At 59.5% G+C, this 14634-nt stretch carries 15 protein-coding genes and 1 tRNA gene; 4 read left to right on the top strand and 12 right to left on the bottom strand.

Features of this window, described 5'->3' with window-relative positions; all coding sequences use genetic code 11:
* Nucleotides 1–34: 34 nt before the first annotated feature.
* Genes KRR23_RS04820 through KRR23_RS04810 form a run of 3 tightly spaced genes read right to left on the bottom strand, consistent with a single transcriptional unit; the run spans nucleotide 35 to nucleotide 4180 of the window.
* On the bottom strand, nucleotides 35–1525 hold the full coding sequence (locus KRR23_RS04820; RefSeq protein ID WP_216741580.1) for an efflux transporter outer membrane subunit: 1491 nt from the start codon (nucleotides 1523–1525) through the stop codon (nucleotides 35–37).
* A 19-nt stretch (nucleotides 1526–1544) separates the two neighbouring features.
* The gene (locus tag KRR23_RS04815) at nucleotides 1545–3044 is read right to left on the bottom strand and encodes a DHA2 family efflux MFS transporter permease subunit (RefSeq protein ID WP_216741579.1); all 1500 of its coding nucleotides are present in this window, start codon (nucleotides 3042–3044) and stop codon (nucleotides 1545–1547) included.
* Nucleotides 3041–4180: an HlyD family secretion protein gene (locus KRR23_RS04810; RefSeq protein ID WP_216741578.1), complete on the bottom strand. Its 1140-nt coding sequence runs from the start codon at nucleotides 4178–4180 to the stop codon at nucleotides 3041–3043. The genes KRR23_RS04815 and KRR23_RS04810 overlap by 4 nt, the downstream gene beginning before the upstream one ends.
* On the opposite strand from KRR23_RS04810, the gene KRR23_RS04805 reads away from it, so the two are divergent.
* From KRR23_RS04805 to KRR23_RS04790, 4 genes are all read left to right on the top strand, one after another.
* The gene (locus KRR23_RS04805; RefSeq protein WP_216741577.1) at nucleotides 4179–4379 is read left to right on the top strand and encodes a hypothetical protein; all 201 of its coding nucleotides are present in this window, start codon (nucleotides 4179–4181) and stop codon (nucleotides 4377–4379) included. The genes KRR23_RS04810 and KRR23_RS04805 overlap by 2 nt on opposite strands.
* A 60-nt stretch (nucleotides 4380–4439) precedes the next feature.
* Nucleotides 4440–5063, top strand: a complete 624-nt coding sequence (locus tag KRR23_RS04800) for a TetR/AcrR family transcriptional regulator (protein WP_216741776.1) — start codon at nucleotides 4440–4442, stop codon at nucleotides 5061–5063.
* Nucleotides 5064–5100: 37 nt separating this feature from the next.
* The gene (gene mug, locus KRR23_RS04795; RefSeq protein WP_216741576.1) at nucleotides 5101–5625 is read left to right on the top strand and encodes a G/U mismatch-specific DNA glycosylase; all 525 of its coding nucleotides are present in this window, start codon (nucleotides 5101–5103) and stop codon (nucleotides 5623–5625) included.
* Between the two features lie 91 nt (nucleotides 5626–5716).
* The gene (locus KRR23_RS04790; RefSeq protein WP_216741575.1) at nucleotides 5717–6631 is read left to right on the top strand and encodes a LysR family transcriptional regulator; all 915 of its coding nucleotides are present in this window, start codon (nucleotides 5717–5719) and stop codon (nucleotides 6629–6631) included.
* Nucleotides 6632–6701: 70 nt separating this feature from the next.
* On the opposite strand, the gene KRR23_RS04785 is transcribed toward KRR23_RS04790, so the two are convergent.
* From KRR23_RS04785 to KRR23_RS04745, 9 genes are all read right to left on the bottom strand, one after another.
* Entirely contained in the window at nucleotides 6702–7718 is a 1017-nt protein-coding gene (locus tag KRR23_RS04785; RefSeq protein ID WP_216741574.1) for a succinylglutamate desuccinylase/aspartoacylase family protein, read from the bottom strand.
* A 15-nt stretch (nucleotides 7719–7733) separates the two neighbouring features.
* Entirely contained in the window at nucleotides 7734–8747 is a 1014-nt protein-coding gene (locus tag KRR23_RS04780; RefSeq protein WP_216741573.1) for a DMT family transporter, read from the bottom strand.
* Nucleotides 8747–9445, bottom strand: coding sequence for an ABC transporter permease (locus KRR23_RS04775; protein ID WP_216741572.1), 699 nt, complete (start codon nucleotides 9443–9445; stop codon nucleotides 8747–8749). Before KRR23_RS04775 ends, KRR23_RS04780 begins: the two co-directional genes overlap by 1 nt.
* 5 nt (nucleotides 9446–9450) lie before the next feature.
* Complete coding sequence (locus tag KRR23_RS04770; protein ID WP_054597921.1) at nucleotides 9451–10164, bottom strand: ABC transporter permease; 714 nt, start codon at nucleotides 10162–10164, stop codon at nucleotides 9451–9453.
* Between the two features lie 147 nt (nucleotides 10165–10311).
* Nucleotides 10312–11094 carry a transporter substrate-binding domain-containing protein gene (locus tag KRR23_RS04765; RefSeq protein ID WP_216741571.1) on the bottom strand — a complete coding sequence of 261 codons (783 nt, stop codon included), beginning with the start codon at nucleotides 11092–11094 and terminating at the stop codon, nucleotides 10312–10314.
* A gap of 26 nt (nucleotides 11095–11120) precedes the next feature.
* Complete coding sequence (locus KRR23_RS29280) at nucleotides 11121–13124, bottom strand: aminotransferase class I/II-fold pyridoxal phosphate-dependent enzyme (RefSeq protein WP_216741570.1); 2004 nt, start codon at nucleotides 13122–13124, stop codon at nucleotides 11121–11123.
* 255 nt (nucleotides 13125–13379) lie between these two features.
* Nucleotides 13380–13565, bottom strand: a complete 186-nt coding sequence (locus tag KRR23_RS04755) for a hypothetical protein (RefSeq protein WP_216741791.1) — start codon at nucleotides 13563–13565, stop codon at nucleotides 13380–13382.
* Nucleotides 13566–13621: 56 nt separating this feature from the next.
* Nucleotides 13622–13696: transfer RNA gene (locus KRR23_RS04750), tRNA-Gln, on the bottom strand.
* Nucleotides 13697–13887: 191 nt separating this feature from the next.
* Complete coding sequence (locus tag KRR23_RS04745; protein WP_216741569.1) at nucleotides 13888–14541, bottom strand: peroxiredoxin; 654 nt, start codon at nucleotides 14539–14541, stop codon at nucleotides 13888–13890.
* Nucleotides 14542–14634: the final 93 nt, after the last annotated feature.

Below are 14634 nucleotides of genomic sequence, written 5' to 3'. Positions count from 1 at the left end.
AATGGCGGTAGTGGTCTCTGGTAAAACGCAGCTGCTATTGATAAACAGTTTTCGGCGCCTCGCGACTGGCAACGCGCTGCTCGGACACGCCCACAGAATTACCGCCGAGTGCCACATACAACCGCACCGTGTCGAGGTACTGCGCCGTCTTCACTCTGAGTTGACCGAGTAACGCCTGCTCATAGGCACGTTCCGCCTCCAGCACCTGGAGAATGCTGTTCTCACCTTGCGCGTAGGCTTGCTGGTTCAACCGAAAACTCGTTTCGGCCGCTCGTAACGCGTCCTCCTGCGCCAGGTTTTCCTCCGAGTCATGGTTGATTGCCTGCAGCGTGTCTGCGACCTGGCCAAAGGATTGAATGACCGTTTGCTGGTAGCCGGCGAGTGTCGCCTTGTAGCCGTCGACGGCTGCCTGACGTTCAGCCTTGAGCGTGCCACCATCGAAGATCGGCCCCGCCAGTCCCGCAGCAAGACTCCAGAGTGCAGCGCCGCCATTGCCCGAAGCCGCCTGCGCAAGAGATGCGGACAGCGTTACATGGGGATAAAGATTGGCTGTCGCGACCCCGACGGCGGCGCTGGCCATGTGCAATTCAGCTTCTGCTTGCAGTACATCCGGCCGGTTGTGGGCCATTTCCGAGGGCAAGCTGACTGGCACGCTAGACGGCAAGACAAACTCGGCAAGATTGAAGTCGGGTGCGGTCCAGTCTCCTGGGCCTTTTCCCGTCAGAACCGACAGCGCATGCCGCGCCGAATCACGCTGTTGAGCGAGAGGCGGCAACAGCGTGCGGTCCTGAGCGAGCCGTGTCTCGGCCAGCGAAACGTCGATCTGCGTGGTGGTGCCATTGGTGTGCGCCATGCGCACGAGCTCAAGGTTCTTCGCGTCATTGGCGAGCAGTTTCTCGACGGCTTCCATCTGCGCGTTTGCAGAAGCAACCAACAACGCCTGGCTCGCAACATCGCCCGTCAGGGTCAGGTACGCCGCTTCGTAGCGATGTTTCTGCAGACTCGTAAACGCTTCCTTCTGCTCGACCAACCGCTTGGTACCGCCAAAAGCGTCAAGGTCGAAGCCAACCCGTGGCCCAATCGAGTAGAAATTGGAGACGGTTGGCTCGGGCCCGTTGTGGGTCCGTTGGCGACCAGCCTGAGCGCCAAAATCAACCTGCGGATACAGTGCACCCTCCGCCGCTGCAACAGAGGAGGCCGCTTGCCGGATCGTCGCATCCGCCGCCACGAGCTCAAGATTGCCGTCGATTGCCCGACGCACAACCTTGTCGAGCTTCGGCGAATGGAAGGCAGACCACCAGTCACCGCTGACCTTCTTGCCAAGCTCAATGTGCTGTTCAGCGAGCTGATTACTTTTCTCGCCGAGCCGTTGCTCGGCCTGTTGATCATAGTGCTGCGACGGGCTATCCGCAGGCGCTTTATAGTCAGGGCCGACGGTACAGGCGGACAGGAACATCAACGCCGACACCGCACCGACCGTCGTTTGGAACCATTGTCTGTTGAGTACGAACGTATTGGATTTCATTGGGCAGACTCCACGAAAACTAGTTGGTCGGAACGGGTTTGCGAAGAAAGACAACCAGTGGGCTTACCACCAGCATCGCCAGCATCAGAATCTTGAACTGGCCGATAACCGCGATAAAAGCTGCCTGGCCGGTGATCATTTCGTTGAGTCCCCCGAGTGCCTGCAAGGACGCCGACGCCGTCATGGAATGTGCAGCGGCGCGATAAGGCGTCAGATGGCTTGCCAGCACCACATGCATCGTTTGCGTGTTGTTGAAGAAGAACACTTGCACGATGGCAACGCCGAGGGTGCTTCCGTAGACACGGGCCAGATTGAAAAAACCGCTACCTTCCGGGCGGAACCTGGGATCGAGTGTGCTGAAAGCCACCTTACTGATCGCCGGCATCAAGACACCGAGGCCGATTCCCTGGAGTGCACCGGCGACCGCCACAGGCCACCAGTCCATCAATGGCGAATAGCCGAGCATCAGCCAGTTGGCATAAGCCACCAGCGCCACGCCCGCGGCAACGAAGAGTCGCGAGTCGATGCGAGCAGGAACCCGGCCCATCAGCAGAAATGCACCTACAAGCCCGACACCTCGCGGTATCGTCAGGTAACCGGTCGTGGTCGGTGGGTATCCGAGAATTTCATCCAGCATCGGCGATGTCAGGGCCATCGTCGGCAACAGCACAAAACCGAGTGCGAAAAAGATGATCGTCGACAGCACGAAATTGCGGTCTTTGAACAGATTCTTGTTGAGGAAATGCACCTTCGCGGTCAGCACATGAACAACGAACAGGTAGAGCCCCAGTGCACCTGCCAGCGTTTCCAGCCAGATCTCGGGCGAAGCAAACCAGTCCAGACGCTCGCCGCGATCCAGCAGCATTTGCAACCCGATCATTCCCAGCGTGAAGGTGCCGACGCCGAAAAAGTCGAAAGGCGGGCTTTTCTCGGCCTTTTTCTCGGCCAGCAACAACCTCACCACCACGAAGATAAACGCCGTTAGCGGAAGGCTGATGGAGAAAATCGAGCGCCAATCGTAATGTTCGCAGACCCAGCCACCGATACTCGGGCCGCTGACGATGCCCAACAGCACAATGGCCGTGAATATCGAAGCAAATTTCGCACGCCGCGCAGGTGGCAGTGTCTCCATTGCAATGGCCATCGAAAGCGGTGCCAGCAGGCCACTCGCGGCGCCTTGAATAATGCGCGCACCGACGAACTCCAGCGGGGTCGTTGCCTGCATGGCGAGCAACAAGCCAAGGACGAACAAGGCTATCGCAGCTTGATACACAACCTTCAGGCCGTAGCGTCCGGCGAGCCACTGCGCAATCGGCAGGGTAATGGCGCTCGCCGCAAGGTATGAAGTGAATACCCAGCCAGCCTGGTCATCCGTCATCGACACGGCGCCCTGAATAAACCTCAATGCCGCATTCGGCAGAGGCAGGTTCGCAGACTGCATAAAGGTCGCGAGCAATGCGGCGAACCTGAGCGTGCGCGAACCCTCTCCCGCCGGGTTTCCAGCAAGATTGGCGTTCATCGGTCGGTACCTGCCGTCAACAGAGCCTTAAGTGGGTGCCACCAGGGCGTGCGATACCCGGTGTCGACTTTGACCGTGGCACTGGTACCCGAGAAAAGCGGCAGAGCAGGATCCACTTCATCGAGTTCGAGTCGAACCGGCACCCGCTGGACAACTTTGACCCAGTTGCCGGTCGCATTTTCCGGTGGCAGCAGTGCGAAGTCCGACCCGGCACCCGGGCTCATGCTGGTCACGTGGGCTTTGAATACGTGATCAGGGTACGTATCGACACTGATGGTTGCTTCCTGGCCCCGACGCATATGGGCCACTTCCGTTTCGCGGAAGTTGGCCTCAACCCAGATCTGGCGATCGGACAGCAGAGCAAAGGCTGGCGCGCCGCTGTTGACGTAGTTGCCCACCTGCAAATCGTCGACCTTGGCCACGATGCCATCCTCCGGCGCATACACCGTCGCGTACGAGAGATAAAGCTGCGCTTCGTCGAGCTGAGCCTTGGCCTCGCGAACCATCGGGTGTTTATCGGCTTCGATGTCCGGATTGCCGTTCAAGGCAACGACCGTACTGGCGATCTGCTGTTCGATCGACGCTATTCGTTGCCGTGCAACTTTAAGGTCTGTGTCTGCACGTTCGTAAATGGCGCGCGAGACGAACTCGGTGGCGACCAGCGCTTTCTTGCGGGCAAATTCCCGCTGGTCGAAATCCGCCGACTCTTTGGCCGATTGCAGTTCAGCCTGCTGCTGGCGGTAGCTTGCCTTGAGTCCATCGATGCGAAGCCGCGCGACGCTCAGCTGTGCTTCTGCACGGTTAATCGCGATCTGGAACGGCTCCGGGTTGATCCGAAACAGCACCTGGCCCTTGCGAACAGGCTGATTGTCCTCGACCGCGATTTCGACGACTTGTCCGGAAACGCGGGCATTGATCGACGCCTTCGCTACTCGGGCATAGGCGTTATCGGTCGAAACGTAGGGCTCGCCCGTCACATAGTGTGAGTACCCAACCGCTGCGACGAGAGCAGGAACACCCACCATAAGGAGCGGTCGCAACTTCTCTTTAAACGGTTTATTGATGGGCCTGTCAGCCTGGTTCAGCCCTGGGTGCTCGAGGGTTTGCGAAGCTGGAATGTCGAACTGTCTGGTCATGATCGAATACACCTTTAACCGGGAAATCGGGCGAACACCGGCAAGAATCGCCTGCGGCCCTGATGTCAATAATTGCTGTGAGAAAGCAAACCCATGCGCGGTCAGGAGGATCGCTCTGCCGCACCTGTTTCATCGCCGCAACACCCAGTTCGAGCTTCGCTGCAACAAACCTGAAATTCAGGAACTTCTGGTTCCTTAATTTTGTGCGATGGTGTAAGAATATGCCGTGACTCACCTTCATTCAAGGATTTTGTACAGAATGGCACAAAATAAAATTGCAGAGGGCAAAGGCCGCGGCCGCCCTCGCGCGTATGACCCGCAGGCAGCGTTGCAGCAGGCACTTGGGGTTTTCTGGAGCACCGGATATTCCGGCGCCTCTCTGGATAGCATCGCGACGGCGGCCGGCATGAACCGTCCAAGCCTCTATGCGGCATTCGGTGACAAGCACGCGCTCTATATCAAAGCGCTTGAGCAGTATTGGGAGTTTGCCGCGGCGGCCATGCATGAGGCACTGACAGACAACGCGCTGACACTCGAACAGGCGTTGATGCGTTTCTATGAAGGGCAGTTGTCGATCTACTTCTCGGGCGAAGGCCAACCGCGCGGCTGTTTTGCGATTGGTACGGCGACTACCGAGGCCGTCGAGGATGCTGAAATACGCGACGTTCTTTCGGATCGGCTGAGCAGGCTCGATGCCGAACTCGAAACGCGCCTGCGGGCAGCAATCGACTCCGGCGAGTTGAAAAGCGATGCCGACCCTGCAGCCCTTGCCGTACTCGCATCAGCCTTGCTGCACAGCATTTCGATACGCGCTCGGGCGGGTAAATCCCGCGCTGAATTGACCGAGCTTGCACGCAATGCGGTCAGCGTGATCTGCGGCTAATTAACCTCGGCACCTGTCGGGTTTGTGAGGTTTTATCGTGGGTGAAAGACTCGAAGATATTCTTGCCGAGCAGCTTGCCGTGATTTTCTGTGGCATCAATCCGGGTATGACTGCCGCCGCCCAGGGCCATCATTTTGCGGGTCGGGGCAATCGCTTCTGGCGCACCCTTCATCTCGCCGGTTTTACGCCGCAGGAAGTACGCCCGGAACACGATCGAACGATCTTGCAATACCAGTGTGGGTTAACCGCAGTGGTCGAACGGCCAACCGCGCGGGCGGATCAGCTGTCTGCACATGAATTCAGCGCTGCCGCTGCGGATTTTGAACAAAAGATCGCACGTTATGCACCACGCTTTGTGGCGTTTCTCGGCAAAGCGGCGTACAGCGCGTTGTCCGGTCAACGAGATATTGCATGGGGGCTTCAGTCAAAAACCTTTGGTAATGCCTCGGTCTGGGTCCTGCCTAATCCCAGCGGGCGAAATCGCGCGTTCACGCAGGATCAACTGGTCGGCGCTTATCGCCAACTCTGCCTGGCAGCAGGTTCGGATCGGTTTCCCGGTTGATCAGGGGATCACTTTACTTTTTCGTCAGACCGGGATAGATAGCGTGTTACGCCCCCTGCTTGATACCTGATGTAATTAATCGAGAGATAAGATGCCCCGGCATTTTGACGATGTGCAACTCGGCAGCATTGAGCTGTTCTGTTTGGCAGTCGAGTTTGAAAGTTTCACTGCCGCTGCGCAGGCCGCCGGTGTGACGCCTGCCGCCGTGAGCCGGTCGGTGTCACGTCTGGAGGAGCGTTTGGCGGTGCGCTTGTTTGTACGCACCACCCGGCAGATACGCCTGACCGAGGCAGGTCGGGTCTATTACGAGCAATGCCGGCAAGCGTTGACTCAACTGGTTGACGCGGAACGTAAAGTGACGGGACAGCAGCAGGCACCTTCAGGGGAATTGCGAATCAGCGCACCGACGCCCTATGCGCATTTTCGACTGTTACCACGCCTTGCCGAGTTTCGTCGACGCTATCCACTGGTCAAGGTGGTCGTACACGTCAGCACCCGGAACATAGATTTCGCTGAGGAGGGTTACGATCTGGCCATCCGTGGTCGAGCGCCCGAAGACTCGGCGCTGATTGCGCGCACACTCGAGAATGCGGAGCTGGTGGTCGTAGCCTCTCCTGAGTACCTTCGCCAGCATGGCGTTCCGCAGGCACTGTCGGACCTGGAATTACACGATTGCATTCAGTTTGAACTACCCAGCAGCGGAAGGAATGTGCCGTGGACCTTCATCGTCGATCAACGGTCGGTCAGCGTGCACACCACTGGAAATACCACCTGCCTTGAAGATTATCTGGCAACGATCACGATGGCCAGACACGGCGCCGGGATCGTGCAGGCGTACCGGTTTACCGTTCAGGCGCAAATCGAAAGCGGTGAATTGGTCGAGGTACTCGGGGAGTTTGGTGGTGCTACACGCCCCTTCATGTTGCTGTATCCCCATGCCCGCTACCTTCCGATGAAAGTCAGAGCGCTGATTGATTTCTTGACGGACCCGGAGTCAGTTCATTGATTGCCAGGTCAGATGCTCCTTCTCTGGGGACTGAACATATGCCGATTCGGAAGGCTGCCGCTTACCCCTGCTAATTCGGGTCCAACAATCCTCCGCTCCAGTTGCGCGACACCCGGGTTCCGGTGAATTTCGCCACCACCATGCCCTGTTGCACAAGGCGATCCCGATAACGTGTGACCATCCGCCCCGATTGTTCGGCAAACAGCAGCACTTCGGAAGATGGGTCACCTGGGCGCCCCAGAATCCGCGCAAACCGCTGCCCTTCTTCGACAAAATCGCCCAGCTCCTTTTCAAAGATCAGCACCCCGGGCTGCGGCGCGAGAATGGTCTCCATGTGGCTCATTTCTATCGCCTCGACAGGCCAATCGCCTGGCGATAGCGGCTCATCGATCACCCCGCACGCGCAAAGCCAGGCGTACAGCCCTGCAGCATCCTGCTCGGCAAACCGGTCGCTGACATCGCCCTGCCCGCGCAACTCCAGGGTCGCCGCCAGGTGCTGGTCCGTAACGCCATCGCGCAGCCAGGGCGCGATGATGGTTTCCTCGAAAGAGCCATCGCCACCGTCATCCCAGATGATCGCCACCTCCATCTTCATCGCCGCCGCCAGTTCGCGGCCGCGTGGCCAGAAACTGCGGTGAACATAGAGGTACGGTAGCGCCTCGTCATCGGTGTGCAGATCGAGCATTACATCCGCCGGGGCCGCCAGTTGTACCAGGCTTTTTTGCCAGGCCTGGACAGGAGTCGAAGGTCGGGCCATTGCTGTCGACTGGTCGAATGAACGGTTGAAGTTATGGCCGGTGGCGTCGTGAAACCGACCGAGTATTCGCCCTTGGCGAAACTGTCCGATGCCCAGGGGATTGGCCTGTGGCACCACGGTCACACTGCCCTTGATGCGGCCCTCGGCCTCGGCGACCTGGAGCCGCTGCATCAACAGATGCAGGACCAGCATCCCGGCGATTTCATCGGCGTGCACCCCCGCCTGCAGGTGCACCTTCGGCCCGCCGCCATTGCCCTCGAATCGCCACACGCCGACCCGTACCGCGTCGCCGTTATTGTTCCGAACAGCGAACGAAATGTCCTGCGCCATATACTTGTCCTCTCGTCATGACTGTCGACCCCGATGCTCGACGGACTCTGGATCGAAGGGTGCCTGGCCCCCGAAACCTTCAGCCCCGCCAACGGCCTCCCTGTCGGTCGTTGCGGGATAAAGGGGTTGCGTCACGGAGCATTCGGCGCCGACGACGTCTTGTGCCGGGTGACGGCCAACGATCATCGCCAGGGTGCCGCTGACCGCGATCAGCCCGGCACCGATCATCAGCGACTCATCCATCAGCGTGCCCCAGACCAGGTTCGACAGCAGGAACGCCCAGACCAACCCGGTGTACTCGAACGGCGCCAGCAAAATCGCCGTGGCCCGCTGAAAACTGGCGAACAGCAGGAACTGCCCGATACCGCCCACCAGCCCGGCGCCCAGCATCCCCAGCCAGGCCGGGGTCGGCGATGGGGTGTGGGTCCAGGGCAACGCCAGCATCATGCAAATGACAAACACCCCATTGGTGATCAGCATCTGCTCCAGTACTGAGGTCTGGTCATCCACCTGCCGCAACTGGATGTAGGTGAAGGCCCAGCACATCGCGGCCAACAGCGTCAGCACGATCGGCAAGGGCTCGGTCATATTGCTGGGGCGACAGGCAATGATCACGCCGACAAAGCCGATGATCAGGGTGAACCACTGCCAGCCGCTGGCACGTTCCTTGAGAATGACGACTGCCAGCACGGTGACCATGATCGGTGCCGAAAAATACAGCGTGGTCATCTCTGCCAGAGTCAGGTCCCGGGCTGCCGTGTAATACAGCAGCCAGGCAACAAGCGACAGCAACCCGCGCACCACCAGCAAACGCCGGCTCGGTGAACGCCAGGCGCGCTGAATCAGCCGCAAGCGTCCGGCCAGCAGGCAGGCGACCACCACCACGAGGCTGCGCCAGAACAGGATGCTGACCACCGAGTAGTCGGCCACCAGCCACTTGATGCTCGCGTCCTGCAACGCCAGAAACGCGTAACCCAAGGTGCACAGGCCAATACCCTGCAACGACCGGTCAACCCGTGGCGCGCTCATTACACCGCCCTGCGCAGCGGCGTCCCGCGCCGTTCGGCAAAAGCGAACAGCGCCTCGATCAGGAACGTCAGGCAGACATACACCCCGGCCACCAGCAGCAACGGTTGATAGACTTGCAGGGTCTGCGCGCGGACCACGTTGGCGGCGCCCAGCAGATCGATCACCGCGATGGTCGAGGCCAGCGCCGTGGACTTCAGCAACATCACGGTCTCCCCGGCCAATGTCGGCAACAGCAACCGCATGGCCCGTGGCAAGCGCACCCGCAGCAGGGACTGGCGCGGGGTCATGCCAAACGCCGAGGCGGCTTCCATTTCACCTTTTGGCACTGCCAGCAGGCCGCCGCGAATCACTTCGCCCACATAGGCCCCCACCGACAGCACCAGGGCAAACACGATGTACCAGTAGCCGTCACGCAGATAAGGCCAGAGAAAACTGCCACGAATCAGCGGAAACTGCGCAAACAGACTGCCAAGCCCGTAATAGAAGATGTAGATCTGGATCAGCAACGGTGTCCCGCGAAACACGCTGGTGTAGAACAGGCTGGCCTTGGCGATGACTTTATTCTTCGAGATCCGGGCCAGCGCCACCAGCACCGCGAGCAAAAAACCGAACGCACTGGCAAACAACAGAAGGGTGATGCTCGTTTGCAGCCCTCGGCCCAACAGCGCCGCGTATTCAACTATCCACGCTGGAATCATTTCATTCACTCAGCCAAAGGCATCCAGCGACGAGTACGTCGCTCAAGCCGTCCCGACAGGTAGTTGGACACCAACGTCACCACGTAATACATCGCCGCGGCCGTGAGGTAGAACAACAGGTAGTGACGCGTCGAACCCGCCCCTTGCTTGGCGGTGTACAACAGCTCGTTGGTGCCGACTACGCTGATCAATGCGCTGTCCTTGATCAGGTTGATCCACAGGTTGGCCATCCCGGCCATCGCATAGGGCGCCATGATTGGCAGCGTTACGCGCCGGAACAGTCCGAACCCGCTCTGGCCGAACGCCCTCGCCGCTTCGATCTGACCAAAGGGAATCGCCTGGATCGCTGCCCGAAAAATCTCCGAGGCATAGGCGCCTTGCACCAGGCCCAGCACCAGGATTGCCGCCAAAGGACCGCTGACATCCATCGCACCGTAACCCATCCGGGCCATCAGCGAATTGAGGAGCATGGAACCGACGTAGTACAGCAACAGGATCAGCAACAATTCCGGAACTGCCCGGAACAATGTGGTGTAGCCACGCATCAGTGCCGCAATCGGTTTGGGCGCGTTCAACTTGAGACAGGCCACCACCAGGCCAATGAACAGCCCGACCACAAAGGCCCCGGCCGATATTTGCAGGGTCATCCAGAGCCCCTTCAACAGCGCACTGCCCCATCCTTGTTCGCTGAAATCGATCAACTCGAACATTGCTGGCATTTCAACTCTCCGGTCGGTGGCCGTGAAAACACCACCTCATCCTTAGTGGGAGCGTGGCTTGCCCGCGAAGCTTTTGGCGGCCTCAAGGGCCTCATCGCGGGCAAGCCCGGCTCCCACAGGGATCTGCGTTTCACATAGGATTTGCGTTTAGAACGCGGGCTTCACGCTGGTCCCGAAGTAGCTTTGGGAGAGGTCGTCATAGTCCTTGCTCGCCAGCAGGGTCTTGATCGCCTTGTCGAGATTGGCCTTGAGCTCGGTGTCATCCTTGCGCAGACCGGCGCCCACGCCTTTGCCGAAGATCGGGTCATAAGGCACCGTGCCCAGGTAGGCCAGGTCCTTGGCATCCGGCGTCTTGACGAATGCCGCCATGGCCGTGCCGTCCGCCATCATCAGGTCGACGCGACCGGCAATCAGGTCGGCGTTGGCCGAGTCCTGGGTGTCGTAATACTTCACGTCGGCAATTTTCTCGTAGTAAGCCTTCAGGTAACTGGCGCTCACTGTCGAGTTCTGCACCGCGATGATCTTGCCCTTGAGATCATCCGGGTACTTGTTCACCGCCGTGCCCTTGGGCCCGACAAGCGCGATCGCCGAGTCGTAGTAGGCCTTGCTGAATGCGATCTGTTTTTCGCGCTCTTCGGTCACCGACATGGAAGAGAAAATCACGTCGATCTTCTTCGCCAGCAGCGACGGGATGATCCCGTCCCACGCCACTTCCTTGATCTCGCACTCGGCTTTCATTTCGCTGCACAGCTTGTGGATCAGGTCGACTTCAAAGCCTTTCCATTCACCGTTGGCCTGCTTCTCGGTGTACGGCGGATACGGTTCGGCGGCGACCGCGAACCTGATCGGCTGCGCCTGTGCCGCGCTCATGCCGGCCAGCATTACGCAGGCCACGCCGGCCAACCAGTTTGCCAAACGTCGATTTCCCATGATTGTTCCCCGTTTTTTTTATGTTATTAGCGAGTCTGATGAGCGTTGACGAATTGTCGGCAACGTTCGCTGCGTGGGTGTACGAACACTTCGTCCGGCGAACCGGCTTCCTCGATCAACCCTTGATGCAAGTAGGCGACTTTGGAAGATACATCGCGTGCGAAGGCCATCTCATGGGTCACCAGGATCATGGTCCGGCCTTCTTCGGCGAGAGAGCGGATCACCCGCAGCACTTCGCCGACCAGTTCCGGGTCGAGTGCCGAGGTGGGTTCATCGAACAGCATGACCTTGGGCCGCATGGCCAGGGCCCGGGCGATGGCCACCCGTTGTTGCTGTCCCCCGGAGAGAAACGCCGGGTACTCGTTGCGCTTGGCCGCAAGCCCGACGCGTTCAAGCAAGGCTTCGGCCCGTTCAGTGGCCTCCGCACGGCTTTCACGCAGGACCTGAGTCGGCGCTTCGATGAGGTTTTCCAGCACCGTGCGATGGGGCCAGAGGTTGAAGTTCTGGAACACCATGCCCAGGCTCGAACGGATCCGTACCAGCTGTTTGGCGTCGGACACCAGCGGCGCGCCGGGACGGTCGAAGTTCAACTGAATGCTTTCGCCGTCCACCAGAATGCGCCCCTGGTCCGGCACTTCGAGCATGTTGATGCAGCGCAATAAAGTACTTTTGCCCGAGCCGCTGGCGCCGATCAGGGAGATCACATCGCCTTCGCGGGCCGTCAGGGAGACGCCTTTGAGGACCTCGATATTGCCAAAGCGTTTGTGCAGACCATCGACCTCGATCATGGTCTTGGCCGCGACCGGCTCAACGGTCACTTCGCTGGTCACACGGGTGATCTCCGGCCGCGGCGCTTCGCCTTTCAACACCCGGACAAAATCGCGAATACGCTGGCAGGCCTGGGCCAGTCGTTCTTCACCGAGCGTGAACGAGAGCCGCACAAAGCCTTGTGCCGGTTCGCCGAAAGCAGCCGCATCGAGGACCGATACCCGCGCCTCGCGCAACAGACGCCAGGCGAACTCAAGAGAACTCAGACCAGTGCCCCGCACGTCCACCAACACGAACATGCCGGCATCGGGCGTGAGCACTGAAATTCCCGGGCAATCGGACAAACTTTTCACCACCAGATCACGACGACGGCGATAGATCTCGCGCATGCCGTGGGTCACGTCCTCATGGGCCTGAACGGCCTTGAGCGCGGCCTCCATGACAAACCCCGGCAAGCCGTAGAGCATGCTCAGCATCAGGGTTTCGGCATGCGCCACCAGGGTTTCATCAGCGACGATCCAGCCGATCCACCAGCCGGTCATGGCATGGGATTTCGACAAGCTGCCGATGACCACGCAACGTTCGGCCATGCCCGGCAAGGCCGCCAGGCTGAAGTGCTCGCGTTCGAACGCCAGGCTCTCATAGACCTCGTCCACCACAACCCACAGGTCATGGGTGATGGCGAGGTCGGCGATGGCCTGCAGCTCTTCGCGGTTGAGCACCACGCCGGTGGGGTTGTTCGGATTGGAGAGGAAAATCGCCCGGGTACGCGGGGTGATGGCCTTGGCCAGCACCGCGGCATCGAGCCGGAAACCCGAATCCGCCGCGCAAGGCACCCGCACCAGCGTCGCGCCGGAGGCCTTGAGCGTCGCCTCGTAGGTCACGTACATCGGGTCCAGGGCAAGTACTTCGTCGCCGGCAGTCAACAGGCACAGCGAGGTGATGAACAGTGCATTCTGCGCCCCCGCCACATTGATGACGTTTGACGCTTGCAGCTCACGGTCGAACAGTTGGCTGTATCGCGCGGCGATGGCTTCGCGCAGGGCCAGGCGACCGGCGATTTCGGTGTAGTGCGTGTCGCCCTCACGCAGCGCATCAACCGCGGCATCGGTGATGAAGTCTGGAGTGGGGAAATCCGGGTCCCCGACGCTGAGGATGATGACATCCTCACCACGGCGCTGGGCGTCAAACGCCGCATTGTGAATATCCCAGGCAGCAACGCCCTGACCTGAGATCCGCTCAACAAAGGGTGAAAACCGCATGCCAGTGCCTCGTTCGAGAAGAAGAAACGCAAGCCCGCAACCAGCCGGGAAGAAGGTGGGACGAACATAGTCCAAGCTGAACAGTCGTTCAACAGAAAAGTCACAGGGGTTCGCGTTCAGCGTCAACAGGTCGTTTTTACGACAGTCGAGGCACTTTCCAGTATTCGAAGGACAGGTAGGAATGAGGTTTGCGATGGCGCTGCTGGTGCGTTGGGCAATGCCGCGATAGCCGTGTCCCTTTCACCAGGAGCGGCGTCAGGCATCCTCGAGATGCTCACGCAGAAACTCGATAAACCGTTGGGTTTTCACTGGTAACAGTCGGGTTTCGATCAGGCGACCGCTGAGGCCTTCGCCGCGCAAGGTCACGGCTGCGCAGCCACCGGCATTCGGCACGCCGGAAAAGCCAAGGAAGAGAGTGCGGTTGTCGATATAGACGATCATCCTGAACTCACGCAAAACCTGCCGGTTGAGGGAATACCTGGATGAACTTGGGAAAATGGCAGGGGCGGCTGGATTTGAACCAACGCATGGCAGGATCAAAACCTGCTGCCTTACCGCTTGGCGACGCCCCTGTAGCTGTTGCTGAAAACCCCGTGAGGGCCTCTGCAAGAACGCGCGGAAATTTATCAACTTTCGCTTCGTCTGGGAAGCCCCCAAACCACATAAATTGTTTTTAAAACAGCCACTTGCTTTTGATCGAATTAAACAACCCTCCCCTGCCCGAGCCTGAGGCAATCGTTGCAAGGGAGGGACGCTGGCTGAGTTACTTCGGTTGCGCCACGGTGCGCAAATAGGGTTTCAACGTCTTGAAGCCCTGCGGGTACTTCTTCCTGGCTTCTTCGTCGGACACCGACGTGGGAATGATCACGTCCTCGCCCGGACGCCAGTTCACTGGGGTGGCGACCGTGTGCTTGGCGTTTAATTGCAGCGAGTCGAGCAGGCGCAACACTTCATCGAAGTTGCGTCCGGCACTCATTGGGTAGATCAGCATCGCCTTGACTTTCTTGTCCGGGCCGACGATGAACACGGAGCGCACCGTCGCGTTGTCCGCGGCGGTGCGTGAGCCGCCGCTGGCATTCGGGTGAATCATGTCGTAGAGCTTCGCCACGACCAGGTTCTCGTCGCCGATCATCGGATAGTTGACCGCATGCCCCTGGGTCTCTTCGATGTCACCGAGCCAGGCCCGGTGGTCACTGACCGGATCGACGCTGAGCCCGACTATCTTGGTGTTGCGCTTGTCAAACTCGGGCTTGAGTCTGGCCATATAACCGAGCTCAGTGGTACAGACAGGCGTGAAGTCCTTCGGATGCGAGAACAGGATCGCCCACTTGTCGCCAATCCACTCGTGGAAGTGGATCGGGCCTTCAGTACTTTCGGCAGTAAAGTCCGGTGCTTCATCGCCAATGCGAATTGCCATGTTCATTCTCCTTACAGTGACTGATAGGGAAGCTGTCAAAACCCTGTCGGCGGGCCCGACGGCGTTGGGTGCCAGCGCTGAGCCTGGCAACGC

Source organism: Pseudomonas sp. CVAP#3 (assembly GCF_018986375.1).
GTDB classification, from domain to species: domain Bacteria; phylum Pseudomonadota; class Gammaproteobacteria; order Pseudomonadales; family Pseudomonadaceae; genus Aquipseudomonas; species Aquipseudomonas helvetica.
Note: the sequence above shows the minus strand (reverse complement) of the source record. Positions and strands in the feature narration are given on the sequence as shown.

What these genes read in the sequence shown, in the direction of transcription:
- KRR23_RS04820 (WP_216741580.1), bottom strand. Translation starts at nt 1,525, where the DNA reads ATGAAATCCAATACGTTCGTACTCAACAGACAATGGTTCCAAACGACG.
- KRR23_RS04815 (WP_216741579.1), bottom strand. Translation starts at nt 3,044, where the DNA reads ATGAACGCCAATCTTGCTGGAAACCCGGCGGGAGAGGGTTCGCGCACG.
- KRR23_RS04805 (WP_216741577.1), top strand. Translation starts at nt 4,179, where the DNA reads ATGATCGAATACACCTTTAACCGGGAAATCGGGCGAACACCGGCAAGA.
- KRR23_RS04810 (WP_216741578.1), bottom strand. Translation starts at nt 4,180, where the DNA reads ATGACCAGACAGTTCGACATTCCAGCTTCGCAAACCCTCGAGCACCCA.
- KRR23_RS04800 (WP_216741776.1), top strand. Translation starts at nt 4,440, where the DNA reads ATGGCACAAAATAAAATTGCAGAGGGCAAAGGCCGCGGCCGCCCTCGC.
- KRR23_RS04790 (WP_216741575.1), top strand. Translation starts at nt 5,717, where the DNA reads ATGCCCCGGCATTTTGACGATGTGCAACTCGGCAGCATTGAGCTGTTC.
- KRR23_RS04785 (WP_216741574.1), bottom strand. Translation starts at nt 7,718, where the DNA reads ATGGCGCAGGACATTTCGTTCGCTGTTCGGAACAATAACGGCGACGCG.
- KRR23_RS04780 (WP_216741573.1), bottom strand. Translation starts at nt 8,747, where the DNA reads ATGAGCGCGCCACGGGTTGACCGGTCGTTGCAGGGTATTGGCCTGTGC.
- KRR23_RS04775 (WP_216741572.1), bottom strand. Translation starts at nt 9,445, where the DNA reads ATGATTCCAGCGTGGATAGTTGAATACGCGGCGCTGTTGGGCCGAGGG.
- KRR23_RS04770 (WP_054597921.1), bottom strand. Translation starts at nt 10,164, where the DNA reads ATGCCAGCAATGTTCGAGTTGATCGATTTCAGCGAACAAGGATGGGGC.
- KRR23_RS04765 (WP_216741571.1), bottom strand. Translation starts at nt 11,094, where the DNA reads ATGGGAAATCGACGTTTGGCAAACTGGTTGGCCGGCGTGGCCTGCGTA.
- KRR23_RS29280 (WP_216741570.1), bottom strand. Translation starts at nt 13,124, where the DNA reads ATGCGGTTTTCACCCTTTGTTGAGCGGATCTCAGGTCAGGGCGTTGCT.
- KRR23_RS04755 (WP_216741791.1), bottom strand. Translation starts at nt 13,565, where the DNA reads ATGATCGTCTATATCGACAACCGCACTCTCTTCCTTGGCTTTTCCGGC.
- KRR23_RS04745 (WP_216741569.1), bottom strand. Translation starts at nt 14,541, where the DNA reads ATGGCAATTCGCATTGGCGATGAAGCACCGGACTTTACTGCCGAAAGT.